Raw genomic sequence first — 24689 nt, forward strand, 5'->3', positions numbered from 1 at the left:
CTCATCTGTCCAACTCCCCCCACAATTCTTCCGCCCACCCCTTAATCACCAACGCCTCCTGCCAACGATCCGACAGCTCCAACCCATCGCGCCCGGTAATCGCGTACGGCGGCGGCCCCAGTTCACAGAGGAACACGCAGTTCGCATCCGCCGCATTGCGCGCGCGCCAGCTGGCCATGCCTTGTTTCCACCAGACTTTGAACTGCTCGACCCACGCCTGGCGTTGCGCAAAGTCGATTTGAATTTGCACCTGCTCGGCCGTGGCGATGCGGCCTTGCAAGCGTCGGTACGTTCGTGAATGCGCTGGATAAACCCTTGGTCCCGCGCGCTGATGGGCAGCGGAAATTCGCGGTCGACTACAAAGTGCGAAAGGTCGGCGGTGAGCTGCAGTTCGGGAATGGCGTCGATCACTTCGAGGGTGAAGTACAGGTCGTTGAGGATGCCGTTGCGGTGGGTTTCAAACAGCAACTCAATGCCCATGCTTTGCGCTTCTTCCAGCCAGCGACTGATCAACGGCACGGCGCCGGCCACGCTCACCGGCATCACCTGGGCGATGGTGTTGACCTTCACTGCGTTCACTTCGCGGGCAAACTCCAGCAAGGGGCGCATGTCACTCACGCGGCGCGGGAACAGGTTGACCATGCTTTTTCTCATCAGGACGCCACCATGCCCCGCAAAGCCAAAACCCAGGCAGCGCCCGCCGACCCGACGACGCTCGACGCTGCGCTGGATAATTTGGTGGGTTATGTGATGCGGCGCGTGCAGCTGAAAATTTCCCAGCACCTCACCGCCCGCCTGGAAGAACACGCCATCCGCCCCGCGCAATTCACCGCGCTGAGCATCATCGAGCAGTCGCCGGGCCTGATGCAGGGCGACCTGGCCAAAGCGCTCGCCATCGAACCGCCGCAAGCGGTGCTGATGGTGAACAACCTCGAAGAACGCGGCCTGGCCATGCGCGTACGCAGCAACCCGGACAAACGCTCCTACGGCCTGTTTCTCAGCAAAGCCGGAGAGCAGCTGTTGAAGACGTTAAAAGACGTGGTGGTGCAGAGCGATCTGGACGCCACGGCGGCGTTGAGTGCGCAGGAGATAGAGCAGCTGTTGGGGTTGTTGAATCGGTTGTATCGGGAGGGGTAATGCTGGGTTGTTCCGGGGTAAAGATGTCGCCGTCAGCGATTGCAATTGGCCTCGCTGGGTACGGGTCGATTTCGAAAGCATAAAAAAACCCCGGGGGTTAACCCGGGGCTTGTTGCGCTTATTTATTTGAAAACGTAGGTAGTAGTTTGTTGCGGTGTAAGAAAATTACTCCCAACCCCTGCCGATACAACGTAATGAGCAGCAAAAATACTATCCCCTCCGCTCGATGCTCTAAAAATCATTCTCGCATAACCCGCGTTATCACTGGTCGAGCTAGTCAAATCTGGTTTAAAACCTTTTTCTGACTCAACGGCGTGGACCGGCGTAAACACAGCCCGCCAATTAATAGTCACGCCAGGTAGCGCTTTACCCTGCGCATCTTTGACCAACACTACATAAGTCACCGGACCACTTGCTTGGGAATTAGTGGTACTCCAAGACAGAACAACTTGCACAAATTCAACTTGCGCGGTGTTCGTTCCGGGTCCGGATTTGGCTGTAACAGTCGCGGTTTTGTAGGCATTGGCGCTGGTCAGCGTAATCTGGGCGACGCCCGAACTGTCGGTTTGCGAACTTGCGGCAGAAAGCGTCCCGGCAGAAGTGCTCCAGTTGACGGTCACGCCCTGGCCTACCAGGTTGCCGTTTACGTCTTTAACCGTTGCTTTCACGGTAGTAGTGGCGGCCCCATCACCTGGAACGCGCGCTGACGTGGCGGCAACCGTCAACGATGCAGCGGCACCTGCGGTGAACCGAACATTAACTGTGCGAACGGTGTTGCCCCCTGACACTTCAACCACAGCAGTGCCAATGGTTGTCGAGCTGGTGAGCACCATCGTGGCGATGCCGTTGGCATTCGTTTTTGAGGACAAACCAGCCAATGTGCCGGCATTGGTAGTCCAGCGAACAACAACGCCGCCACCCACCGCTACACCGTGTTCATCAAGCACTTGAGCGCTGATGGTTGAGGTAGAACTGCCGTCGGCTACCATTGCGGCCGGGCTCGGTGAAAGAACCAGGCCACCCGCTACACCGGGCGTAAACGTAACGTTGGTTTTAGCTTCGACCGCACCGATAGACGCCAGCACCTCAACCGGTCCCGCATTGCGCGAGCTGGTCAGTACCATGGTGGCGACACCCGAGCTGTTCGTAATGGATGTCTTATTGGCCAACGTGCCCTCAGTGGTGGACCACTGAACTGTTGCGCCGGCAACCGGGTGACCACCAATGTCTTGCGCCTCGGCAGACAAGCGCGTCGTGCTGCTGGCATTAGCAACAATTGAGGTTTGCGACGCCGACGCCTCGAGCGAGGTCGTAACGCCGGCTACAAACCGCACGTTGGTGGAGTTGCTGGCACTGTCTGCGGTGGCGTGTACCACAGCGGTTACCAATTCAGCAGAACTGGTGAGCTCCATGGTGGCGACACCCGTTGCGTCGGTGGTTGAGGAACTGTCCTTCAACGTTCCGGCTGTAGTGGTCCAGTAAACCGTTACACCTGCGCCGACTGGCTGGCGCTTGTCGTCCCATACGCGGGCAGTCAATGTGGATGTGGAATTGCCATTCGCGAGAATCGAAGACTGGCTAGGCGTTATCGTCAGTACGGACGGCGCGCCTACAACAAACACCACCTTACCGGTGCCTTCCACACTACCCACCGACGCCACGATGGACGCCGTATCGCCCGAGCGAGCGCTGGTCAATGTGGTAGTCGCTACGCCGAGGGCGTTGGTAATGGAAGAATCTGTGGTTAACGTGCCGGCCGAAGTGGTCCACTGAACCACCACGCCAGCACCCATTGGCATACCGCGAGCGTCCGAGAGCGTCGCGTTCACCACTGTGCTGCTGGCGCCATCGCCCTGAATGGATGCCGAGGCAGGCGTTACGGCGATGTGAGCCGGAACGGGCGCACCGAAGGTAACCGCGCCAGTATTGTTCGCTGGGCCAGCACTTGCGCCGATATTGGCCGTGCCTGACACGGTGCTGCTAGTCAGCTGCACGCGCGCCACGCCTGTGGAGTCGGTAGCGGTCGAGCTGCTGGCCAGAGTTCCGCGGCTGGTGGTCCACGTCACCATCACACCGGCTGCGACAGGGTTGCCGAACCGGTCTTGCACCAGCGCATTGAGGGTCGAGGTGCTACCGCCATCGGCAGGAATGGTTGCAGGTGTTGCGGTTATAGTCAGACCGCTCGCCCCAACCGCCGGTGAACCCGGGATAAACGCAATTTCTACGTCGTCATGTGCCGCCCCGGAAATCGCTTGCACATCCGATACGCCGGCTACGGTAGAGCTCGTCAAAATTGCGGTGGCCCGGCCATTTGCGTCAGTGTCGGAAACGCTTGTGCTAAGCGTGCCGACCGAAGCGGTCCAGTTCACCGGAATGCCCGCACCCACGGACTGTCCCTGGCTGTCTTTTACGCTGGCAGTCAGGGTGGAAGTGCTCACGCCATCAGCTAGCAGTGAAGTGGTGGAAGCGGTCAATTCGAGCGTTGCGCTGGTAACAGTCGCCGCGCCAAGCGCGAACATCACGTTAGTTGAATTCTGCGCGGCACCCGTTTGGGCTCCGACAGCAGCGGTTACGGCCGTAGCACTGCTGGTAAGCACGTTTGTCGCGACGCCTTTGGCGTCGGTAACGGTAACGGCGTCGGCCAACGTACCTGCGCTGGTGGTCCAGCTCACATTGATGCCGGCTCGTACGGGGTTGCCATGCACATCTTTAACTGCGGCGCTGAGCGCGGACGTGCTCACTCCGTCAGCTTCAATCACAGACGGACTTGCACTTAGGGCCAGGCCCGCATTGCCGGCAGCTGGCGCTCCCGGAGCGAACGCTACATCAACGGAATTGAATGCTGCGCCTGACGAAGCATCTACAGTCGCAGTACCCGCTGTGGTCGAGCTGATCAGCGAGACCGTAGCCACACCGTTTGCATCCGTATTGGAAGAGTTGCTCGTCAGGGTGCCGGCTGAGGTTACCCAATCAACGTTCACACCTGCCCCAACGGCATCGCCCTGATCGTCCAGGAGCGTAGCGGTAAGCACTGATGTACTGCTGCCGTCGGCGAGCACCTCATCAGGCGACGCCACCAACGCCAGACCCGCATTGCCAGCCGCAGCAACGCCCGCGGCGAAAGTAACGCTCACATCGTTAAAAGCGGCACCGGCGCTGGCTTTCACCGAGGCTACTGCCGGTGAGGCCGCACTGGTCAACGTCATGGTGGCGACCCCGTTATTGTCAGTAAACGAGGTGGCAGCTGTAATCGTGCCGCCCGTGCTAGTCCAACTGACTTCCACACCTGCTTCGACCGCATTGCCTTGGGCGTCCAGCACATGGGCACTGAGTAGCGAAGTGCTTACGCCGTCAGATTTGATGGTTGTGGGTGTGGCGGTAAGGGTAAGCCCACTGTTACCAGTAGCAGGAATTCCAGGAGTAAAGCTGACCGGAACCCGTTGCTTGGCGCCACCAATGCTCGCCTGGACTTGCGCAGTACCTGGCTTGGTTGCGCTCGTTAGCTGCATGCTCGCCACGCCATTGGCGTCGGTAAGCGAAGTGGCGCCGGCCAAAGTACCAGCGCTCGTTTCCCAACTGACAGCAAAGCCAGCGGCAACCGGGTTGCCCTGGTCGTCTGAAATGGTCGCTTTGAGCATCGACACGCTTGTGCCATCTGCAGTGATCGCCAGTGGCGTAGCGGCCAGGTCAATGGCGCTATCAGCGGTGCTAGGCGAACCGGAGGTGAAGCTAACGGCGCTACTGCCCTTAATGTTGCCAGCAAGCGCAGTCACTGTGGCTGAACCGGCCACTGTTGGACTGGTAAGAAGCACACGTGCAACGCCGTTTCCATCGGTGACCGATGTGTCGCTCGCAAGCGTGCCTGCCGACGTGCTCCACGTCACCGTTTCACCGCTGCGTGCTGCTTTGTTCGATGCATCCACTACAAGAGCGGTCAGCGTGGTGGTGCTAATACCATCGGCCACAATAGCCGCAGGTGTGGCATCAACTTTCAGGGTTGCGGAACGAACACTCACGGTCATGACGTTGGACAGTTGGCTACGACCCGAACCGTCAATACCCGAAGCCTGCAGCGTGTAGGTGTTGAGTGCGCCGTCGATGTGCTCAGGCAGCGTGACGCTGGCATTGCCGTCGCCTGCGACCGCACCGGCAAAGCCGGCTCCAGTACCCACCCAGGTAATGGTGCTGAAGTGGCTCGCCCCGGTGACAACGAACGGCACAGTTTCGTTACCTTTACCGCTAACAGCGGCCGGAATTTTGAGCTCGAACGCATTTTTGCGGTTATCCAGCACGATCTCGTTGTTACGTGCGACAAGGTCGTACCGCGCATTGGCCACCAGTCGGCTGGCAATGAGGCTCGACGATGAAACCTGTTTGGCGAACGACTCGCCCAACCGGTAATTGAACGTAAGGTTAGCGGCGGAATCTGCCCGACCGTCCTGGCCGATACGGTGATTGACGCCGAGACTTAGCAGCGGCACCGGGTTGTAGATAGCGCCCAGTGTCATGGCGTGAGGGTTCTTCTGCCGATCGTTGGCTGAGAACAAACTCACCTCATCGCCGTAATATTTTTCGAAAATCATCTGGCCACCCAATTGCGGGTAAGCGGGCAGATAACCTTCCGCGCGCACATCCCAACCTCGGGCCGCACGCTCTTCGTAGTCCGCGCGGTCAGGCGAGCTTTTCCAGTTGGAGAGACGCTGGTAGCTGTTGGCGCTGAGTTTCAGGAAATCAGTCCACGCTTCCACGCCCAGACCCAGGCGGTCATGGTCACCCTGGGCATCGCGGTCCAGAAAGCTGTTCACGCCAAGGAGCCAGCCATTCGTCTCATGGCGATAACCAAGACCCATGTTGAAGGTGTTGCGGTAGTCGGCGGTGTAGGAATTCGCGCGGCGCATGCCAACCTGGGTGAAGACCAAATCCTTACCGCCGTTGTAAAACGGTACGAGCATGTCGAGGCTGCCGCCACGAAGGCCACCTTCGCCCAAATTGAATGACACCGCCGAGGTGATGTTATGTGCAACCAACCAGTGTTCAGCGGCTGTGCTGGCCGTGCTGGAGAGCATGCCAGCACCCATGCTGATCGCGTCGTCCGAACCTCTTGTGCGGTCCCGCAACATGCGGGGAGTGAGGTCCGCGTCATGGGCAGGAGGAAACCAATCGGCAGACGAACGCGACGGCGACGGCTTGGCAGGGGCGCCACCTAGTTCAGGAAGTGGTTGCGTAACCGTGCACGAGCAACCGCCTGGATTGACGTCTGCCAGGGCGGGCGCGATAGGCGCAAATAAGGTGCAAAGGGAAAGATAAGCTACAAAAAACTTGCGTAAAAATAGGGGCAAGAAGGTCATGTCATACGCTGCCAGTTAGCGCCTGAGGCGAATAGGCGGCGGATACTTCCATGGCAGCTGAGCGTGCAACATAAGAGCAGTCATCGGCTTAACGCAGGACCGCTCGCAACGACGCCAAGAAAAATCGAGCGTCACAAATCACGCTAAATTCGCGTGTGGCGACCCCGTAGGAAAAAGAAGCGAGCCACCTTAGGCATGGAGGCGAGCGCAAAGGTGTGACAACCGGCGCCCCCGCCACAGCGAACACCGGCAAACGCGCCAGCGTGCCGACCTATGCAGCGCGAAGTAATCAGGCAAGGGCGCTTGAAATCACCCGACTCATTTCGCAAATCTTCGTGAGATAACGCCAGAGTGGCTCATCTCAAAATAACGGACATGCAGATTGTCGAGTGCGTCAGATAGGTTCTTCTTTGTTGTCAGTGACGTGACTGCGCCACGCTACGACCCCAACTCCCCCCACAATTCTTGCGCCCACTTCTTAATCACCAATGCCTCCTGCCAGCGATCCGACAGCTCCAACCCATCGCGCCCGGTAATCGCGTACGGCGGCGGCCCCAGTTCACAGAGAAACACGCAGGTCGCATCTGCCGCATTGCGCGCGCGCCAGCTGGCCATGCCTTGTTTCCACCAGACTTTGAACTGCTCGACCCAGGCCTGGTGTCGCGGGAAGTCGATTTGAATTTGCACCTGCTCGGCCGTGGCGATGCGGCCTTGCAGGCAGTCGGTGCGTTCGTGAATGCGCTGGATAAACCCTTGGTCACGCGCGCTGATGGGCAGGGGAAATTCGCGGTCGACCACGAAGTGCGAAAGGTCAGCGGTGAGCTGCAGTTCGGGAATGGCGTCGAGCACTTCGAGGGTGAAGTACAGGTCGTTGAGGATGCCGTTGCGGTGGGTTTCAAACAGCAACTCAATGCCCATGCTCTGCGCTTCTTCCAGCCAGCGATTGATCAACGGCACGGCGCCGGCTACGCTCACCGGCATCACCTGGGCGATGGTGTTGACCTTCACTGCGTTCACTTCGCGGGCAAACTCCAGCAAGGGGCGCATGTCACTCACGCGGCGCGGGAACAGGTTGACCATGCTTTTCAAGCCGTACTTTTCGAACAGCGGCAGGGTTTCGCGGTAGTACGGCAGTTCGTCCGTGTTGGGGTCCAGACACATGCCGGCGAACCCCGCTTCGGCGGCCATGGCGAAGTTTTCTTCATGGCTGCGTTCGGGCTGCGTCGGGTGCTTGAGTTCCATGCCCCACAGCGACTGAAAGACTTCGAGTTTTTGCATGGTGGGCACCGTTAGAAAGAGGTCAGAAAGGACGCTGCGTTACCGCCGCGAATCTCGCCGTTGCGCATCATGGTCATGTAATCCGCCGCAGCCGGCTCGGGTCCGTCACCCGTGCCGGCGACACGCGCCACACGAAAGCGGTGAAAGCTTTTCAGCTGCGCCCGGAACGGCAACAGCATCGAACGTTCGGCGCCATACAGCTCGTGGTGTACGGCTGGCAGGCGATACCACGGCGTAGTCGGCTTCACGTGATGGGCATTGTGGTAGCCGAAGTTCAGCACCAGCACATTCACCCACGGGTGTTTCCTCGACAGCACGTTGCTGAAGGTGTGTAGATGCTCGTAGGCACGGTCGCCCTTATGCGGCGCTGGGCTCTTGTCGAACAGCGTCGCCGAGTTGCCATAGTCGTGCTGCGGCGCATCCATAAAGCGCAGCACAGTCATCATCAGCAGGTAGGCGACGACGTAGAGCAGCGCCGCAAACGGGGCGAACCACAGCAGCGCCGCGAACAAGCTGCCGCGCACCAGCACAAACATCAGATTGCGGGCGCGCTGGCCTTTGCGCTGGGGAATGATGAACGCGCTAAACACCATCACCGCGTGCATCAACAGGTCATGGGCGGGGATGTACAGCCATTCCAGCGTTTCGATGGTCTTCAGTACGCGCGGATGGCGGGCCAGCCATTTGTCATGCTCAAACCAGATCACGTCGGCGTTATCGACGTGGTGGCGAAAGTGTTTGAAGCGAATGTCCTCATACGTGCCGTAGCAGCTTCCAGTTACCCACGTCAGCAGTTTGCCCAGCCGAGCATTGTGCTCGTTGCGCTTGAATACGGTGTTGTGCGCGCACTCGTGCAGCAAATAACCGGCGATAACCATGGCGTGCGCCAGCCACAACGTGGCCAACAGATTGACCAGCAGGTTGGCGCTGAATAAACCGGCAAGCCCCAGGCCATAGCCCACTAAGGCATAAGTGAGCGCCAGGCCATGACAGACCGCGCCCCGCGTTTCTTTGAACAGTTGCAACACGCCGATTTCCCCCGCTACCGCTATGGCTTGATAACCCAGCGTGGCAAAAACGATGGGCCGGGGATATCAAAAAAAGCGCATGGCTGGTATGACTAGCACGCATACCAGACCTCGCCACCGAGCCCGCCATGACGCGCTTTCCTTCCCTCGATGCCCTGCGCACCTTTGTGTTGGCAGCCACCTACCTCAACGTCAGCCGCACCGCTGAAGAACTGTGCTTGACGCAATCGGCCGTGAGTCGCCAGCTCAAGCAATTGGAAGCGCAGCTCGACGTGCAGCTGTTTCACCGCACCAACCGGGGCCTGGCGCTGACCGACAGCGGGCAGAAGTACCTGTCGCAGGTGCAAAAACCGCTGCAGCAGATTCAACGCGCCACTGCCGAGCTGCTGCCGCGCGTGTCGACCCTCAGCCTGTTTGTCGACGGCGCTTTCGCCCACACCTGGCTGGTCAAACGCCTGCCGCAATTTCGCGCCCAGCACCCGGACATCGAACTGGAGCTGAAGCTCGGCGCCTCCATGCATTCGCTCACCGGCAGCCAGCTCGGCGCCAGCGGCGCAGTGCAGATTATTTTTGGTTCGCCGCCGTGGCGCGGATTTCAGGCGCAGCCGCTGCTGCGCATGGAGGAGTTTCCGGTATGCAGCCCGGCGTTATTGGCCGGCGCCGTGCCGCTGAAAACGCCGGCAGACTTGCCCAACCACACGCTGATTCACGAAGGCGACCGCCGCACCTGGCGTCGCTGGCTGGCCGCTGCTGACGCGCTGCCCTACGAAAGCAGCAAGGCGACCACCGCTCACGACTCACTCACTTGTCTGACCATGGCCATCGACGGCCAGGGCATCGCGATCGGCGATCCGCTGACCTGCGCCGACTACTTGGCCGCCGGCGTGCTGGTCGCGCCGTTTGGGCAGCGCGTGGTGCTCACCGACACCTTCTGCCTGGTGGTCGCCGAAGCGCAGCGGAGCAGCCCCAGCGCGCAGCTGTTCTGCCACTGGTTACAGGGTCATTTCCCGCCGCTTCGCTAGTCGTCTGCCGCCCGAAACCTCCAACTTTCCGCGCCCAGCGTGTTCCACAGGCAAGAGAGGGCCGCGCCGTTTGAATACTCGCCTGCATTCGGCCGCACGCACTGCGAATGCTGCTGGCAGCAGTGGCCAGCAGCGGTTTTTCCGGCTTTAGTTTCAGGTGATCTGTAAGGGAGGCTCAGGGAATGACCGCCGTACAACTCGCTGAACTGATCGCCCTGCGTCCTCAGGGCGTATCCGATTCGAGCTACATCGACCGCGTGCTGAAAGCGCTGCGCACGCACCTGGGCATGGATGTCGCGTTCATCGCCCAGTTTCGCGTCGAAGACCGTGTGTTCACCCACGTGGACGCCGAGGGCGAGCCGCCCATCAACCCCGGCGACACCCTGGGCCCGGAAGCCGGCTACTGCCAGCGCGTGGTTGACGGGCTACTACCGGAATTAATCGCCGACACAGCCATGTGCCCGCTCGCCCAGGAACTGCCGGAAACCGCCGAGCTGCCGATTGGCGCGCACTTGAGCGTGCCAATCTGGCTCAGCGACGGCCGCCTCTACGGCACCCTCTGCTGCTTTGGCTACGCGGCCGACGACACCTTGAGCGAGCGTGACGTGCAGGTGATGCGCGTGTTTGCCGAGCTGATCGCCGACCAGCTCGATAGCGAGCTCAAACGCGTACGCGACCGCGTGCACAAGCACCGCCGCATTTCCGAAGTGCTGGCCAGCGACCAGCCCACCATCGTTTATCAGCCCATTCTGGCGGCGCAAAGTTTGGAACTGTGCGGCTGGGAATGCCTGTCGCGCTTCAGCACGCAGCCACCGCAAACGCCAGACCAATGGTTTATCGAAGCGGCCGAAGCCGGCCTCGGCGTCGACCTGGAACTGCGCGCGATCCAACTGGCCGTTAAAGCGCTCAGCGATATGCCCGGCCACACATACCTGGCGCTCAACTGTTCACCGCAATTGGTTTACAGCGGACGCTTGACGCCCTTGCTGCAAAACCTGCCGCCGCGCCGCCTGGTGCTGGAAATTACCGAGCACGCCGCCGTGGCCGACTACGTGCGCCTGGAGCAAGCGCTCGCGCCGCTGCGTCAGCGCGGGGTGCGTTTGTCTATCGACGACACCGGCGCCGGCTACGCCAGCATGCGGCACATCCTGGAACTGAGCCCCGACATCATCAAGCTCGACATGAGCATCACCCAAGGCATCGACAACGACTTCAAACGCCGCGCCCTGGCCTCCTCCCTTATCGCCTTCGCCCGCGAAACAGGCAGCAGCGTGGTGGCCGAAGGTGTGGAAACCCAACAGGAGCTGGAAACCCTGCGCGCCTTAGGCGTGCACAAGGTTCAAGGCTACTTGCTGGGTCGCCCGCAACCCTTGAGCGAGGCGTTGCAGGGCATGCGCCGCTATCCACACTGAGCGGTAAAAACCATGGGCGAAAAATATTTTTCCGCTGCTGCATCCAATCGCCCCTCCCACGTGTAGTACCTCCAGCAGCCGATTGCGCTGCCCGCTGATCCCTACTGGAGATAACTGCATGAACAGCAAAAACCTGCTTGGCCTCGCCCTGCTATCCAGCTGCCTGCTGGCCCGCTGCGCACGCCGCCATGGAACTGCCCGACAGCGTAAAAGTACCGGACGGCCACAAAGTGGCCCTGGAAACCGTCGGCAAAGGCGAGATCACCTACGAATGCCGCGACAAAGTAGACGCCGCTGGGCAAATGGAATGGTTCTTCGTGGGCCCTAAGGCCGTGCTCAGCGACCGTAGCGGCAAGCAAGTCGGCACCTACTTTGGCCCGCCCGCCACTTGGCAAGCTCAGGACGGTTCGAAAGTAACCGGCACCCAAGTGGCCGTAGCACCGTCGGGCGCCGGCAACCTGCCGTATCAACTGGTTAAAGCCAACCCGGCTGAAGGTAAAGGCGCCATGACCGGCGTGACCTACATTCAACGTGTAGCGCTCAAAGGCGGCGTTGCGCCGGCCACCGCATGCACCGCCGCCAACAAAGGCAAACAGGAAATCGTCAGCTACCAGGCCGACTACATTTTCTGGGCCGCCAAATAACCGGAAACGATCACGGCGTATGGGCACGCGTAAAGTCGTCTAGGCTGGCGCGTGCCCTTTCCTTCTGCTGACGAACCTCACCTTGTCCGAACCTATTTTTGACTACGCCGCCGCGCTGGCCGCCTGCGCTCGGGGCGAACGCGAGGCGTTGCACCGCTTGTACCAACAAGAAAGTCCGCGCCTGCTTGGCGTGGCGCGGCAGTTGGTGCGCGACACCGCCTTGGCCGAAGACATTGTGCACGACGCCTTTCTGAAAATCTGGGCCGGCGCCGGCAGCTTCGACGCCGAACGCGGCTCCGCGCGTGGCTGGATCTACAGCGTCACCCGCCACCTGGCACTCAACTACCTGCGCAGCCACGGTCGTGAGGTTCAAGTAGACGATACGCACACGCTGGAGGCGCTGGCCGAACAAGCCGGCAGCAACGACAGCGCAGAGAATTTGGATAGCCTGATGCAAGCCGAACGCATCCACGGCTGCCTGGAACAACTGGAACCCGAACGCCGCCAGTGCGTGATTCACGCCTACGTCGACGGTTACTCCCACGCAGAAATTTCACACAAGCTGGCGACGCCGCTGGGCACCGTCAAAGCCTGGATCAAACGCAGCCTGGTGGCCTTACGAGGGTGCATGGGATGACCACACACCACGAAACAGACGACGCCGCCCTCAACGAACTGGCCGGCGAATACGTGCTCGGCACCCTGCCGGCAGAAGAACGCGCCCAGGTGCAAGCCCGGCTACCCTTCGAACCCGCGCTGCGCCGTGCGGTAGATGAATGGGAGCAGCGCTTGCACCCGCTGACCGCGCTGGCCAAACCGCACACACCGTCGCGTCAGCTATGGGCGCGTATCGAACGCAGCCTGCTGGCAAATCGACAAACGCCACCCGCCGCCACGCCTTGGTGGAACCTGCTGGCCCTGTGGCGCGGCCTAACGCTGGTGGGCCTGAGCGCCTCGCTGGTGCTCGCCGTGTTGCTTGCCACACAGACCGTACCGTCCGCCACGCCAACCTACCTGGTTGTACTGGTGGCCCCGCAAAGCAACGCGCCGGGCTGGGTGGTGCAAGCCAACAACCCGAACGAAATCCAGCTGATCCCGCTGGGCGTGGCTGAAGTACCGAGCGACAAGGCGCTGGAGTTCTGGACCAAGGGCGATGGCTGGCAAGGGCCGGTATCGCTGGGCCTGGTCAAGCCTGGGCAAACCCTGCACGTGCCGCTGGATAAACTGCCGCCGCTGCAAGACAACCAGCTGTTCGAACTGACCCTGGAACAGAAAACCGGCTCGCCCATTGGCAAACCGACCGGGCCGATTCAGTTTATTGGGCGGGCGGTGAAGGTGATTTGAAGGCGCAGCCTCAGCGCATAAAAACGGAGCCTCGAGTGAGGGGCTCCGATTTTATTGGGCAGCCGCTACACCTTCCGCTTAGTTTTCCCTCACCGCACCCTGCGGCTGTTTCGTCTGCATTGCATTCGGCTGAACATCATACTGGCCGAGAGACTCACACACCCCGCTCCAGCCTTCGCTCGCCAGGCCTGCGCGATGGGGAATCTGGCTCGGTCCAGAGCTACGAGTTGTGAGGGTCCGCCGGGTAAGGTTTGACGTATTTGCTGCCCGCTTCAGTGATAAGCCGTACTGGTGCATCCACTCATTGAAGGCCCACTTGGGCATGGCTTGCTCCGCTTGCTCTATGGCCAAACCATAAAGTGTGCAGGCAGGCAGTTCGATGCCGCCGGGCCAAACGACGTCAAATCCCCAGTCGCCCACCTCCACGTCATTAAACAACGCAGGGTCGGCCAAGGGCGCCAACACCTTGAAGGTCTGAATCGGTTCCGCAAGATTCACGTTCAGTGAACTGCCGTCGCTCCACGTAACCTCTAACGTCATTTGGCCAAGGGACTCCACGTCAACTATTCGCAGCTCCTGGTTCATAGGTCGCTCCTGCAGTTTTTGCTCGCCCCACACTCGGGCCAGCGTGGTGTGGTTATGAATGGCCCAAGCCAACGCTTCTTGGAGCGCTTGCTTATCGGCTCCCCTTCGCCGCTCTGCCAGCGTAGCTATGTTGACCAATGACTCACCCCCCTGGGTTTGCACGTGAAAATGTGGAGGCGGATCGTCGTTTGGGTAGATTTTTACCTTCCAATTAGCTGTGCTTTCTATCGTCGTCATGGTGGTCCTTCCTTGGATAACTCCAGCCCATTAGGAACGCAGGGCCGTCTCGCAACAATCCGACCCAGCCAGCAAGCGCGCAGGCAACGCCGGGAGATGCAGTGAGAAAAGCGCACGGAAAATCCACATTCCCTTCGCCCATAAAAAAACGGAGCCCCAAGGCTCCGTTTTTTGTGAAAGCTGCGCTTAAGCGCTGTGCATCTGCTTCGGATCGTTCTCGGCCAACCAGGTACTGAGTGCCAGGTTGATGCGCTGTTGCCAGTCGCCACCAGCGGCGCGGAAGGCTTTGAGCACGGCGGGGTCGAGTTGCAGTTGCACATCTTCCGGTTCGTGGCGCTGCGCTGGCTTGGCCATGCGTGCGCGGGCCGCTGCGGCAGCGGCTTGGGGGTCGCCGAAGAGCTCTTCGAGCAGTTCATCGGTGCTTTGTAATTCGGTCATTGGTTTCCCTCTGCTTACCGGCGCTCCCGGCCGGGTCGCTGCAAATCTTCTTTCCACAACGTTGGTCCAGAATTCTGTACACCCGACTGGGACTCGCCAATTCGCTCAGGAGTTCAGGCAGATCGACCAACAGCAGGGCAAATATGTGAAGTCGGTTAAGCCAGAGGCTCAAAATCGCGGGTTTTGCTCAGGCCGACTTGCTCAAAACGCTCTGCAACATGTCCATCAAAGCTTGCGGGCCGTAGGGTTTGCTCAGCAGATGAATGTCGGGGGTGAGCTGGTGGTTGCGCGAAATGATGTCGCGCGTGTGGCCGGAGGTGAACACCACGGGAATAGCCGGTTGTTGCAGTTTGGCCCACGCGGCCAGGTCGGCACTTTTGATGGTGCCGGGCATGACCACGTCGGTGAATATCAGGTCGACCTCCGCTCCGCTTTGCAGCACGTCCATGGCGGCGTCGCCATTGGCTGCCAGCAGCACTTTGTAACCCAGTTGCTGCAGCAGCTCGTCTACGGTGCAGCGCACGTCCGGGTTGTCTTCCACCACCAAAATTCGTTCGCCGCCCGCGCTGCCCGCCTGGTTGAGCCCGGTGGTGGGTTGAGGATTTTCTTCCAGCGTGCTGCGCGGGAAGTACAGGTGCACCGTGGTGCCCTGCCCCAGCTCGCTGGTCATGTCGATGTGGCCGCCGCTCTGTTTGACGAAGCCAAACACCATGCTCAAGCCCAGGCCGGTGCCGTGTCCGTTGGGCTTGGTGGTGAAAAACGGTTCGAAGGCGTGACCGAGTACGTCGGGGCTCATGCCGCTGCCGCTGTCGGAAATGGACAGGTGCACATAGTCGCCGGGGCTGATTTCCTTGCCTTGGCAATAAGCTTCGTCGAGCGCCACGTTGTCGGCGTGAATGCGGATGGTGCCCTCACCTTGCATGGCGTCGCGCGCGTTCAGCGCCAGGTTCAGCAAGGCGTTTTCCAGCTGATTGCGGTCGACGTGCACGCTCCACGGCTCGTCGACCAGTTGCAGGTCGACACGAATCATTTCGCCCAACGCCCGCTGCAGCACCTCGCCCAAGCCGTCAAACAGGCTGGTAAGGCTGTACACCGCCGGCGACAAAGGCTGCTGACGGGCAAACGCGAGCAGTTGCGACGACAACTTGGCACCGCGCTCCACTGCCGCCAGCGCCGAGCCCAGGCGACGCTGCACGTTGGCGTTGTCCGGTTCCTGGCGAGCGAGCAGGTGCAGGTTGGAGGCGATCACTTGCAGCAGGTTGTTGAAGTCGTGCGCCACGCCGCCGGTAAGGCCGCCGATGGCTTCGAGCTTTTGCGCCTGACGCAGGCGCGCCTCGGCGTCGGCCCGCGCCTGCACTTCCGCTTCCACCCGTTGCTCGAGCGTGTGAGTCAGTTGCAGCAGCGACTCTTCCGCCACCTTGCGTTCGTGAATATCGAAAATCAGACCGGGAAACCGCTGCGGCTTGCCGGCCTCGTCGAACTCGCAGCGGCCGCTGGCTTGCACCCACAGGTACTCGCCATCGGCGCGGCGAATTCGGTACTCGGCGTTGTAGGGACCGCCTTGCGTGAGGGTGTAATGCACCAGGCGCTCGACGCGCGAGAAGTCGTCGGGATGAATCACTGCGTTGGCCAGCGCAATGGGCAGGTTGTCCAGCGGCTGATCGAGCGGATAGGAAAAGGTGCGGGCAAAACGCTCGTCGCCAGACAGCTGATCGTTGGCCACATCCCACACGAACGACCCCAACAAAGCGCCGGCGTTAAGGGCCAGTTGCAGGCGCTCGTTTGCCGCGTCAAACGCCGCTTGAGCTGCACTGCGCTGGCGCTCGGAAATCACGTGGGCCGTGGTTTCCACCACGATAGCCAGCACCCCGGCCGGGCTGCCGATGTCGTCGCACACGGGGCTGTAGTAGAGGTCGAGCCACACTTCTTCGGGCTGGCCGTTGCGCAGCAGAATCAGGTCTTTTTTCTGGTATTCGAGGGTGCCGCCGCCGAGGCAGACATTCATGATGTTGCGGTTGAAATCGGCCACTTCCGGCCAACCCAACTCAACCGGCGTACCGAGCAAATAAGGGTGACGACCGCCGGCGAATTCGGCGTAGGCGTCGTTGTAAATCATGTAACCGGGCTGGTCCCAGAGCATTACCAGCGGCACGGGGGATGCCAGCAACATTTGCACGTTAGTGCACAAACTCTTAGACCAGGTGTCGATGGCTCCCAAGCCGGTGCTCGACCAGTCGAATGCACGAATGCGCTCGGCCATCTCGCCTCCCCAGCCTGCGCATGCATGGTTCTCCATCAAAAACGACATCGTCCTGTCCACCCCTAAAACCTGCACCAGACCCACGAGTTACTGCGGGTTTTGAGCGCGACTGCTGAGGAAAATTCACTGACTTTTCAAGAATGGGCGATGAGCGCGAGGTAGGAGGGCCGGATAAGACTGGCGCCGTATCGCGTGTTAGAAACCAGGCGTCACCCGCGTCATTCTGGATTCCGAATCGTCGGACCGCCGCCTTCGGGAATGACGGGTGAAGTTTACCGGCTACGTTCCAGACCAAGACCACCGTCATCCCCGCGCAGGCGGGGATCCAGGCTCGCTCAGAAATACGCCTTACTCTTGGCACCCTGGATCCCGAACCCTCAGACACCGCACGCCACCTTCGCGCATTCACCCCCGCGAGAAAATGCCTGCCTCACGAACCATCCGTTGCCGACTCAACAACGCCCGTCACTCACCCGCCTGCAGCGTCACCTTGGCATCCACCTTCCCGGTCTCGGCCTTGTCGAAGTTCACTTCGCTCAACCGCACGCCCTGGCTTTGCAATTCGCTCAGCCACAGCAGCAACGGTTCGAAGGGCGCCTTGGCCAACGAGATGAGCAAACCGCTGCTGCCGTCGTTGTCCAGGCGTTCCAGGTTCAGCCCGCGCTGCTGGGCGCTGCTGGTGACCAGCCCTTGCAGTTGTTCCGGCGCGAGCACGGTTTTGGTCTGGGCCAGGCCGCGTGCACGAGGGCGTTTTCCTGGATGTACGCGTAAAGCACCTGCTGACTTTCGTAGTAGCTGCGCGCGCGCTCCAGCCGCTGAACAATCGGCTGCCAAACGAACATGTACAGCAGCACCAGCGCCAGAAACCCGGCCAGGGCCGACAACGCCACCCGTTCGCGGCTGGGTAAATGCTGCCAGCGCTGGCCCAGCGACGACTGGCGCCACTGCGCCAGCGCCTGTTCTTTCCATAAGCTCAAGGGGTTCATGCGCCACCTCCCCAGCACAACGCGCGCCGTAATGCCTTCTTCTTCGCGACTGGCAGAGCCCAGCTGCACTTTCATGCCGCCTTCCACCAGGCGCTGGCGAAGCTGCTCAAGCGCGGCGAAATCTTTAGCGCGAATTTGCAAGGCCAGGTCACCGCGCACCTGGCTGTAGTCCACCTGCACCACCGACAGCGGCGACTTGGCTTCGGCAATCGCGCCGGACGCCTGCTCCAGCATGCTGATAAACCCGCCTTCGCGTTGCTGGCCCTGGCTCAGGTGCTCGGCGAATTGCGCCTTGAGGTTGACGATGCGCTGGTCCTCGGGGAACAGCTCTTTGTACAGCGCCACACTCGCGGCGTTGAAGGCATCGCCGCGCCGCTCCAACTGCCAGGCCTGCACCACACATGTGCCCAAATACAGCACCGCCCACACACCCAGCACGGCCACGAACGGGCGCCAGATGGTCCAGGCTTTGTTGTCGCTGCGCGGGGCGAATTCGCCTTGGGCTAAGTCAACGGCCCTGCCACGGCCTTGGGCCAACAGCGTGTACGGGTCTTCGCTGGTAGTCGGCTGCACCAGGGTGTCGAAGAACGGCTGGAACTGCGGCCAGCGCTCGGCGGCAATCGCCAGTCGCGTATCCAGCTCGCCGCCGAGCAACACGCGCTCGCCCACCGCCAGCGCTTGCTCGCCGGAGCGCGGCAGCAGGTCGGCGTCGAGGTAAATGGAGGCGATGTTCAGACCGATCTCTTGCAGCTCATCTAGCCAGCCGCCCAGCAGCGCGCGGCGAATGGCGAACACGCGGTAGCGGCCCTCGGCGGTCATGTCGCCCAGCGCCAGGTGAAACAACTCGACCTCTTCGGCGAGCAATTCTTCGACGGCGTAAGGCAAGGCCTGACGCATCCACCGCGCCTTTTGCGTCGGCAAGCTGATCACAAACGCGCTCGCCGCTTCCATCGGCAGCACCAGCGCCACCACGCGGCCTTCCAGGCTGGCAGCGCATTCGCTGGCGGGCAACCACTGGCCGATGCCGTTTTCAGGCTGCCAGTACAGCGCGGCCTGTTCGCCCAGTTCGCGGCCACAGGCGGGCGGCAAGAAAAGGCAGTCCATGGTCATTCTCCCGGTTGCTCGGCCACCGGGCTGAGGTAGCCCGGCTGGCCTGTGTCTCGGCGCAGTACGCGCACCACGCCCTTGGGGTCGCGTTGCAGGGTGCTGAGCAATACCTGGCGGCGACCGCCCAGGCGCACTTCGCTGCGCACCTGAAAGTAGGCGCTGCCCACACCCAGGCCCGCCGCCGTTACCCCGGTGCCGGCCAGAGCCGGCTGATCGAGGAAACTGCGAATCTCTTTGTAGCCTTCGCGCCCACGGCCGGCGAGCAGGCCTTGCGCCGATGCCGGGTCCAGACTGTCGCTCAGGCACGACAGCACCATGGCGCTGGCCGTGTTCACGTTCAGCGCCACCTTGGCCGGCAGCACCGCCACGTAGGGCAGCAAGCGGCGGTAGTCCTGCTCGGTCATGCCCAGCAGCAGGCGCAGTTCGGAGATGTCTTGCATGGCGTGGCCGGCGGTGCGGTAAGGCGGCTGCATGAGCAGATAGGCGTTGTCTTCGGCGCCGAATTCGCCGTTGGGCTCCTGGTCTTTGTCGAGCCAATCAACCAGGCGCTCGGCATACGGCTGCTCGATTTTCAGGCGCAGCAGCAAGCGCTTGAAGCGCTTCACGGCCGGGTCGTTGGCGCGCTCGTCGATCACCAGGCTGTTGAGGTTGAAGCGCCCTGCAAGGTCTTCGATGGCCACGCCAATTTCTCCACCGTCGATGGGAAACACCGGCAGCGGTTTGGCCCAGGCTTCAAGCGGATGATCGATGGTGGCGCGCGGGTCCACGCCCTTACCTTTGAGGTCGCGCAGCAACACCGCCTGGCCCAGTGCCTCACCGCCCAGTGCGTATTGCCGGGCCTGGCTGATGACCAATTGATTGCCGGCATTGCGGATCGACAGTTGCTGGCGTGCAATCAAGCCCGCGCACACCAGCGTGACAATGGCCACCACTAGCAACACGGTAATCAGCGCCACGCCACGCTGTCGTTTCATAGCGCGGCCTCGCTCTCACTGCCTTTTTCAGGCGAGGAGACCGGGGGTTTCCCCGGCGCGTTTTGGTCGTCTTTTTTATCGACCGAACCACCGCCGTCGGGGTCGGCCGGCGCGTCGCCGGTCTCTTCTTTCATGCCCGGCTCAGGCAGGCGATACAGGCGAGTCAGCTCGCCGTAGTGGCGATGTTCAAGCTTCACTTCCACCGCCAGCGGCATCAGCTTTTTCGCCTCGTCGGCACTGACGTTGTTCTGGCTTGAGGGCCACTGTTCCTGCCACTCGCCTTTGTCATCCATAAAGCGCAGGTGCATGGCCTGCACGCCGGTGAGTACTTTTTGAATGCGCGGCTGGCTGTCCACCGCCTGATCGAGCACGTTCCAGTACAGGCGCTCCAGATTCCCACCGGCCAGCCGCCAGCGCACGCGCTGCACTTGCGCACGCGTGCCACCCAGCGGATTGCGCCAGCCGTTGCGACTGAACTCCAGCGCCGCGTCGCCATCGCTGGCGCCCAGCTCGCCGATCAGCGTGGCGCGCTCGTCGCCGTAGGCATCACGCACGCTGCGGTTCAGGGTTTGGGTAATGTCGCGGTCGAGCGAGGCGAAGGCGCGGCTCAGTTCGCGCAGGTCGCGCTCGTGTTGGCGGGTCACTTCATCGGTCTTCAGCACGGTGGACAACATGCGGTACGTGCCCATGGCCAGCAGGGAAAAAATCGCCACGGCGATCATCACTTCCAGCAGGGTAAAACCCCGTTGCGCGGCGTGCTTCATCAACTGCGCACCGAGAGAAAACCAGTCAGGCTTTGCACCGCACGGTCTTTCACCGGCCCGGTGCTGCCGCGCTCGGCCTTGGGCGCGACCCATACGGTGACGCGGCGCATGCCCTTGTCGCTGGTGCTCTCGATTTCGCTGTGGGTTTCCCATTCGCGACCGCCGAACTCCAGACTTTTGTCGTCGCGCCCTTCACCGGGGGTCGGTACTTTGAGCTGCAATTCGGTCACGCGGTTTTCCGCAATCCAGCCCGCCAGGGTTTTCGCCTCAAGCTGCTGCGCCACCACCAGGCTGCGGCTGCTGGCGGTTAAGACCGACGCGGCAACCGTGGCGAAAATGGCCAACGCCACTAACACTTCCAGCAAGGTAAAACCGCGCTGCTGATTCATGGCGAACTGTCCATTTCTGCGCTGGGCAGTTGGTAGCCATCGCTGGCCAGCGCATAGGCGTTGCCGCCAGCGCGCCGTTCTTCCAGGCGCAGGCGAAAGGGCGAGAGCTCGCCGCTGGACAAAATCAGCACCTGCGGCACCACCGGGTCTTTCTTTTCTTCGCTGCTTTTCGCCAGGCCGGGCTGGTCGTCCTGCGCTTCAGGCTCGGGCAGTTTTAGCGCTTCGCCATCCAGCTCAAGCACCAGGCGCAGGCTGGCCGGGGTGCGGTGTTCCTTCTGGGTAGCGGCGTCGGTCCAGGTGCCGGAGAGGTTGTCGTAGCTGAGCACGCGGTAGCCTTCGGCATTCACCAGCAGGCCGTATTCCTGGCCGTCGAGCACGGCCTCATCGGCCAGCACGCCGATCAGTGCAGCCAGGCGCTCGGCTTCATTGCGCAGCTCGCGACTGCCGGTGCCGTTGCCCATCGAGAGCACGGCCAGGCCCACCATCGTGCCGATGATGACCAGCACCACCAGCAACTCGATCAGGGTGAAACCACGGGCGGCGCGCATGGCTGCTTAGTTGTCCCAGTTGCCGATGTCGGCGTCGCTGTCATTGCCGCCTTCTTTGCCGTCGGCGCCCAGCGAGTACAAATCGAACGGGCCTTTGGTGCCCGGCGCCAGGTACTGATACGGGTTGCCCCACGGGTCGACCGGCAAGCGCTTGAGGTAACCGTCTTTGTTCCAGTTCTTCGGCGCCGGGTTGCCGCTCGGTTTTTTCACCAGTGCATCGAGGCCTTGCTGGGTGCTGGGGTAGGCGAAGTTGTCGAGTTTGTACATGTCGAGCGCAGCGGAAATGGCCTTCACGTCGCCACCGGCCACGGTGACTTTGGCCTGGTCCGGACGGCTCATTACCTGCGGCACGATAAGCGCGGCGAGAATGCCAAGAATGACCACCACCACCATGATTTCAATCAGCGTAAAGCCGGCCTGTTTAACGCGCTGTTTCACTCAGCTACCCCACAAGTTGGTTAAGAGAAAGAATCGGCAGCAGGATGGCCAGCACAATCACCAGCACCACCGCGCCCATAAACACCAGCATGAACGGCTCAAACAGCCCGACCATCATGGCAATGCGCGCCGCCAGGTCGTTCTCCTGATTGCGCGCGGTGCGCGAGAGCATCTGGTCGAGCTCGCCAGACTTTTCGCCGCTGGCAATCATGTGCCGCATCATCGGCGGGAATTCATTGGTCTGCTCCAGACTGCGCGTCAGGCTGCCGCCCTCGCGCACTTTTTGCGCGGCCACTTGCACCTTGGCGCGGATAGAACGGTTGGTAATCACCTGCGAAGAAATGCCCAGCGCATCCACCAACGGCACGCCGCTGCGGGTGAGAATCGCCAGGGTCGAAGCAAAGCGCGCCGTATCAGTCGCGCGTGCCAGGCGGCCGATCACCGGCAAGCGCAGCAAAATAATGTGCCAGCGCAGCCGCGTGGCCTCTTGGCGCAACGCAGCGCGAGCCATCACCGTGCCCGCCACGCCCGCCACCACAAACAGCCAGCCCCAGTTCTTCACCAGGTCGCTGGCCGCGATCAGGCCGCGGGTAAGCGCCGGCAGTTTCTGCCCGGAATCAAGGAACACCTTGACCACATCCGGCACCACATAGCCGAGCAAAAACCCGACGATGATCAGCGACGTCGCCATGAGAATCAGCGGATACAACAACGCCAACTGCACACGCTGGCGCGACTGCTGACGCTGCTCGGTGTAATCGGCCAACTGCTCCAGCACCAACGACAAATGCCCCGCGTGCTCCCCGGCCGCGACGGTGGCGCGGTACAGCTCCGGAAAGGCCGACGGGTATTCCTTGAGGCTGGCCGCCAGGCTATTGCCCTCCAGCACCCGCGAACGCACCGCCAGCATCATCGACTTAACGCGCGGCGTTTCACTCTGCTCCGCCACCGCCGACAGCGCTTCCTCAATCGGCATGGCCGCTTGCACCAGTGTTGCCATCTGCCGCGTCAGCAAGGCCAGGTCCGCCGCCGACAAGCCGCGCTGAAAACGAAAACTGCCGCCAGCGCTGTGCTCTTTGTGGCTGCGCGTGGGCTTTACATCCAGCGGCGCGAGTTGTTTATCGCGCAGCAACTGACGCACCTGACGGGCGCTGTCGCCTTCCATCACACCGCGCCGCTGCTGCCCGCGCAGGTCCAGCGCCACATATTCGAAAGCCGCCATTACTCCTCCCGGCTCACGCGCAACACTTCTTCCACCGTGGTAACGCCGGCCAGCACATTGCGCCGGCCGTCATCGCGAATGCTCGGGCCGCTGGTGCGGGCGTGGCGGGTCATTTCCTGCTCGGAGGCGGCGTTGTGCACCAGCGTGCGCATGTGGTCATCGAACACCACCAACTCATAAATCCCGGTACGCCCGCGATAGCCAATCTGGTTGCACTCGCTGCAACCCTTGGCGCGATGCAGCGTCGGCGTGGTGGCCGGGTCGATGCCCAGCAGCGCGCACTCGGCGGCGTCGGCCTGATACGGCACCTTGCACACCGGGCACAACGTACGCACCAGACGCTGGGCCAACACGCCTAGCAACGAAGACGACAACAGAAAGGGCTCAATGCCCATATCGACCAGCCGCGTGATCGCGCCGATGGCGCTGTTGGTGTGCAGCGTGGACAACACCAAGTGCCCGGTAAGCGAAGCCTGCACAGCGATTTCAGCAGTTTCTCTATCGCGAATTTCGCCGACCATCACCACGTCCGGGTCTTGCCGCAAAATCGCCCGCAGGCCGCGAGCAAAGGTCATATCGACCTTGGAATTCACCTGGGTCTGGCCGATGCCTTCCAGGTGGTACTCGATAGGGTCTTCCACGGTGAGGATATTGCGCGTGCCGGTGTTCAGGCTGACGAGGCTGGCATACAGCGTGGTGGTTTTACCGGAACCGGTCGGCCCGGTAACCAGAATGATGCCGTGAGGCTTGCGCACCGTGTCTTCCATCAACCGCTGATCGCGCTGGCTCATGCCCAAGTGCGTCAGGGTCAGGCGCCCGGCCTGCTTATCGAGCAACCGCAACACCACCCGCTCGCCATTGGCCGACGGCAACGTGGATACCCGCACATCCACCTCACGCCCGCCGACGCGCAGAGAAATACGTCCGTCCTGCGGCACACGCTTCTCGGCGATATCCAGCTTGGCCATTACCTTGATCCGCGACACCAGCAGCCCGGCCAACTCCCGGCGCGGCTGCACCATCTCGCGCAAAATGCCGTCGATACGAAAGCGCACCACCAAGCGTTTCTCAAAGGTTTCAACATGGATGTCCGACGCGTTTTCCTTCACCGCCTCCGAAAGAATGGCGTTGATCAAGCGAATGATCGGCGCGTCGTCCTCCTGCTCCATCAAATCTTCAGTTTCCGGCAAGCGCTCGGCCAGGCTGGCCAGATCCATGTCATCACCCAGGCCCTCCACCATCTGCATGGCGGCGGACGAATCCTGCTGATACGCCTCGCTCAACGCCTGATCGAACGCCGCGTTATCCACCTGCGCCACATCCAGCGGCGCGCCGGCAAACCGCAACGCCTCCGCCACCGCCATCAACGCCGCCCCCGGCCGATACACCACCCGCCCCGCCTGCAACAACACGCCATGGCGCTTGGCAAACGCAAACGGCAAACGACGCACCGCCACCGCTTCCGCGGGGGTGTCGAGCGAATCGAGAGAAGGGGGAACCGACATTGCACAATCCATGTGAAAACAGC

20 protein-coding genes and 1 pseudogene are annotated in these 24689 nt (G+C 61.5%); 6 read left to right on the forward strand and 15 right to left on the reverse strand.

From position 1 onward, the window contains the following. Positions 1–45: 45 nt before the first annotated feature. Positions 46–642, reverse strand: a complete 597-nt coding sequence (locus ACZZZP_RS22970) for an apurinic/apyrimidinic endonuclease family protein (protein WP_463384241.1) — start codon at positions 640–642, stop codon at positions 46–48. Positions 643–666: 24 nt separating this feature from the next. Between ACZZZP_RS22970 and ACZZZP_RS22975 the strand changes: the two genes are divergently transcribed. Beyond that, entirely contained in the window at positions 667–1137 is a 471-nt protein-coding gene (locus ACZZZP_RS22975; RefSeq protein ID WP_463384242.1) for a MarR family winged helix-turn-helix transcriptional regulator, read from the forward strand. Between the two features lie 122 nt (positions 1138–1259). Here the strand turns inward: ACZZZP_RS22975 and ACZZZP_RS22980 are convergent, their stop codons facing one another. The 3 genes from ACZZZP_RS22980 to ACZZZP_RS22990 form a co-directional block, all read right to left on the reverse strand. Then, entirely contained in the window at positions 1260–6485 is a 5226-nt protein-coding gene (locus ACZZZP_RS22980; protein ID WP_463384243.1) for an Ig-like domain-containing protein, read from the reverse strand. 438 nt (positions 6486–6923) lie between these two features. After that, complete coding sequence (locus tag ACZZZP_RS22985) at positions 6924–7763, reverse strand: sugar phosphate isomerase/epimerase family protein (protein ID WP_463384244.1); 840 nt, start codon at positions 7761–7763, stop codon at positions 6924–6926. A gap of 11 nt (positions 7764–7774) precedes the next feature. Further along, positions 7775–8791: a fatty acid desaturase family protein gene (locus tag ACZZZP_RS22990; RefSeq protein WP_463536866.1), complete on the reverse strand. Its 1017-nt coding sequence runs from the start codon at positions 8789–8791 to the stop codon at positions 7775–7777. Between the two features lie 128 nt (positions 8792–8919). Between ACZZZP_RS22990 and ACZZZP_RS22995 the strand changes: the two genes are divergently transcribed. The 5 genes from ACZZZP_RS22995 (at position 8920) to ACZZZP_RS23015 (ending at position 13213) form a co-directional block, all read left to right on the forward strand. Beyond that, on the forward strand, positions 8920–9813 hold the full coding sequence (locus ACZZZP_RS22995; protein WP_463384246.1) for a LysR substrate-binding domain-containing protein: 894 nt from the start codon (positions 8920–8922) through the stop codon (positions 9811–9813). A 182-nt stretch (positions 9814–9995) separates the two neighbouring features. Beyond that, positions 9996–11225, forward strand: coding sequence for a sensor domain-containing phosphodiesterase (locus ACZZZP_RS23000; RefSeq protein WP_122492199.1), 1230 nt, complete (start codon positions 9996–9998; stop codon positions 11223–11225). Positions 11226–11362: 137 nt separating this feature from the next. Continuing rightward, positions 11363–11869 carry a DUF3455 domain-containing protein gene (locus ACZZZP_RS23005; RefSeq protein ID WP_463536867.1) on the forward strand — a complete coding sequence of 169 codons (507 nt, stop codon included), beginning with the start codon at positions 11363–11365 and terminating at the stop codon, positions 11867–11869. An 82-nt stretch (positions 11870–11951) separates the two neighbouring features. Next, the gene (locus ACZZZP_RS23010; RefSeq protein WP_463384247.1) at positions 11952–12506 is read left to right on the forward strand and encodes a sigma-70 family RNA polymerase sigma factor; all 555 of its coding nucleotides are present in this window, start codon (positions 11952–11954) and stop codon (positions 12504–12506) included. Further along, positions 12503–13213, forward strand: a complete 711-nt coding sequence (locus ACZZZP_RS23015) for an anti-sigma factor (RefSeq protein ID WP_463384248.1) — start codon at positions 12503–12505, stop codon at positions 13211–13213. The genes ACZZZP_RS23010 and ACZZZP_RS23015 overlap by 4 nt, the downstream gene beginning before the upstream one ends. A gap of 78 nt (positions 13214–13291) precedes the next feature. Here the strand turns inward: ACZZZP_RS23015 and ACZZZP_RS23020 are convergent, their stop codons facing one another. From ACZZZP_RS23020 to gspE, 11 genes and pseudogenes are all read right to left on the reverse strand, one after another. After that, positions 13292–14035, reverse strand: a complete 744-nt coding sequence (locus ACZZZP_RS23020; RefSeq protein ID WP_463536868.1) for a DUF4160 domain-containing protein — start codon at positions 14033–14035, stop codon at positions 13292–13294. 186 nt (positions 14036–14221) lie between these two features. Further along, the gene (locus ACZZZP_RS23025) at positions 14222–14473 is read right to left on the reverse strand and encodes a BrnA antitoxin family protein (RefSeq protein WP_463384250.1); all 252 of its coding nucleotides are present in this window, start codon (positions 14471–14473) and stop codon (positions 14222–14224) included. A 187-nt stretch (positions 14474–14660) separates the two neighbouring features. Continuing rightward, on the reverse strand, positions 14661–16781 hold the full coding sequence (locus tag ACZZZP_RS23030) for an ATP-binding protein (RefSeq protein WP_463384251.1): 2121 nt from the start codon (positions 16779–16781) through the stop codon (positions 14661–14663). Between the two features lie 417 nt (positions 16782–17198). Continuing rightward, positions 17199–18829 (reverse strand): annotated as a pseudogene (gspL, locus tag ACZZZP_RS23035) (type II secretion system protein GspL). Then, positions 18826–19800, reverse strand: a complete 975-nt coding sequence (gene gspK, locus ACZZZP_RS23040) for a type II secretion system minor pseudopilin GspK (protein ID WP_463536869.1) — start codon at positions 19798–19800, stop codon at positions 18826–18828. The pseudogene gspL and the gene gspK overlap by 4 nt, the downstream one beginning before the upstream one ends. Further along, positions 19797–20564, reverse strand: coding sequence for a type II secretion system minor pseudopilin GspJ (gspJ, locus tag ACZZZP_RS23045; protein WP_463536870.1), 768 nt, complete (start codon positions 20562–20564; stop codon positions 19797–19799). Before gspJ ends, gspK begins: the two co-directional genes overlap by 4 nt. Then, positions 20564–20953, reverse strand: a complete 390-nt coding sequence (gspI, locus tag ACZZZP_RS23050; RefSeq protein WP_122450111.1) for a type II secretion system minor pseudopilin GspI — start codon at positions 20951–20953, stop codon at positions 20564–20566. The genes gspJ and gspI overlap by 1 nt, the downstream gene beginning before the upstream one ends. Next, positions 20950–21501, reverse strand: coding sequence for a type II secretion system minor pseudopilin GspH (gspH, locus tag ACZZZP_RS23055; protein WP_463384255.1), 552 nt, complete (start codon positions 21499–21501; stop codon positions 20950–20952). The genes gspI and gspH overlap by 4 nt, the downstream gene beginning before the upstream one ends. 6 nt (positions 21502–21507) lie before the next feature. Further along, positions 21508–21894, reverse strand: a complete 387-nt coding sequence (gspG, locus tag ACZZZP_RS23060) for a type II secretion system major pseudopilin GspG (protein WP_240994389.1) — start codon at positions 21892–21894, stop codon at positions 21508–21510. 49 nt (positions 21895–21943) lie between these two features. Beyond that, positions 21944–23161 carry a type II secretion system inner membrane protein GspF gene (gspF, locus tag ACZZZP_RS23065; protein ID WP_122450014.1) on the reverse strand — a complete coding sequence of 406 codons (1218 nt, stop codon included), beginning with the start codon at positions 23159–23161 and terminating at the stop codon, positions 21944–21946. Then, positions 23161–24666 (reverse strand): type II secretion system ATPase GspE, encoded by a 1506-nt coding sequence (gspE, locus tag ACZZZP_RS23070; RefSeq protein ID WP_463384256.1) that lies wholly within the window; start codon positions 24664–24666, stop codon positions 23161–23163. The genes gspF and gspE overlap by 1 nt, the downstream gene beginning before the upstream one ends. Positions 24667–24689: the final 23 nt, after the last annotated feature.

The organism is Pseudomonas sp. AC211 (genome assembly GCF_979258055.1).

What these genes read in the sequence shown, in the direction of transcription:
- ACZZZP_RS22970 (WP_463384241.1), bottom strand. Translation starts at nt 642, where the DNA reads ATGGTCAACCTGTTCCCGCGCCGCGTGAGTGACATGCGCCCCTTGCTG.
- ACZZZP_RS22975 (WP_463384242.1), top strand. Translation starts at nt 667, where the DNA reads ATGCCCCGCAAAGCCAAAACCCAGGCAGCGCCCGCCGACCCGACGACG.
- ACZZZP_RS22980 (WP_463384243.1), bottom strand. Translation starts at nt 6,485, where the DNA reads ATGACCTTCTTGCCCCTATTTTTACGCAAGTTTTTTGTAGCTTATCTT.
- ACZZZP_RS22985 (WP_463384244.1), bottom strand. Translation starts at nt 7,763, where the DNA reads ATGCAAAAACTCGAAGTCTTTCAGTCGCTGTGGGGCATGGAACTCAAG.
- ACZZZP_RS22995 (WP_463384246.1), top strand. Translation starts at nt 8,920, where the DNA reads ATGACGCGCTTTCCTTCCCTCGATGCCCTGCGCACCTTTGTGTTGGCA.
- ACZZZP_RS23000 (WP_122492199.1), top strand. Translation starts at nt 9,996, where the DNA reads ATGACCGCCGTACAACTCGCTGAACTGATCGCCCTGCGTCCTCAGGGC.
- ACZZZP_RS23015 (WP_463384248.1), top strand. Translation starts at nt 12,503, where the DNA reads ATGACCACACACCACGAAACAGACGACGCCGCCCTCAACGAACTGGCC.
- ACZZZP_RS23020 (WP_463536868.1), bottom strand. Translation starts at nt 14,035, where the DNA reads ATGACGACGATAGAAAGCACAGCTAATTGGAAGGTAAAAATCTACCCA.
- ACZZZP_RS23025 (WP_463384250.1), bottom strand. Translation starts at nt 14,473, where the DNA reads ATGACCGAATTACAAAGCACCGATGAACTGCTCGAAGAGCTCTTCGGC.
- ACZZZP_RS23030 (WP_463384251.1), bottom strand. Translation starts at nt 16,781, where the DNA reads ATGTCGTTTTTGATGGAGAACCATGCATGCGCAGGCTGGGGAGGCGAG.
- gspK (WP_463536869.1), bottom strand. Translation starts at nt 19,800, where the DNA reads ATGAAACGACAGCGTGGCGTGGCGCTGATTACCGTGTTGCTAGTGGTG.
- gspJ (WP_463536870.1), bottom strand. Translation starts at nt 20,564, where the DNA reads ATGAAGCACGCCGCGCAACGGGGTTTTACCCTGCTGGAAGTGATGATC.
- gspI (WP_122450111.1), bottom strand. Translation starts at nt 20,953, where the DNA reads ATGAATCAGCAGCGCGGTTTTACCTTGCTGGAAGTGTTAGTGGCGTTG.
- gspH (WP_463384255.1), bottom strand. Translation starts at nt 21,501, where the DNA reads ATGCGCGCCGCCCGTGGTTTCACCCTGATCGAGTTGCTGGTGGTGCTG.
- gspG (WP_240994389.1), bottom strand. Translation starts at nt 21,894, where the DNA reads ATGGTGGTGGTGGTCATTCTTGGCATTCTCGCCGCGCTTATCGTGCCG.
- gspF (WP_122450014.1), bottom strand. Translation starts at nt 23,161, where the DNA reads ATGGCGGCTTTCGAATATGTGGCGCTGGACCTGCGCGGGCAGCAGCGG.
- gspE (WP_463384256.1), bottom strand. Translation starts at nt 24,666, where the DNA reads ATGTCGGTTCCCCCTTCTCTCGATTCGCTCGACACCCCCGCGGAAGCG.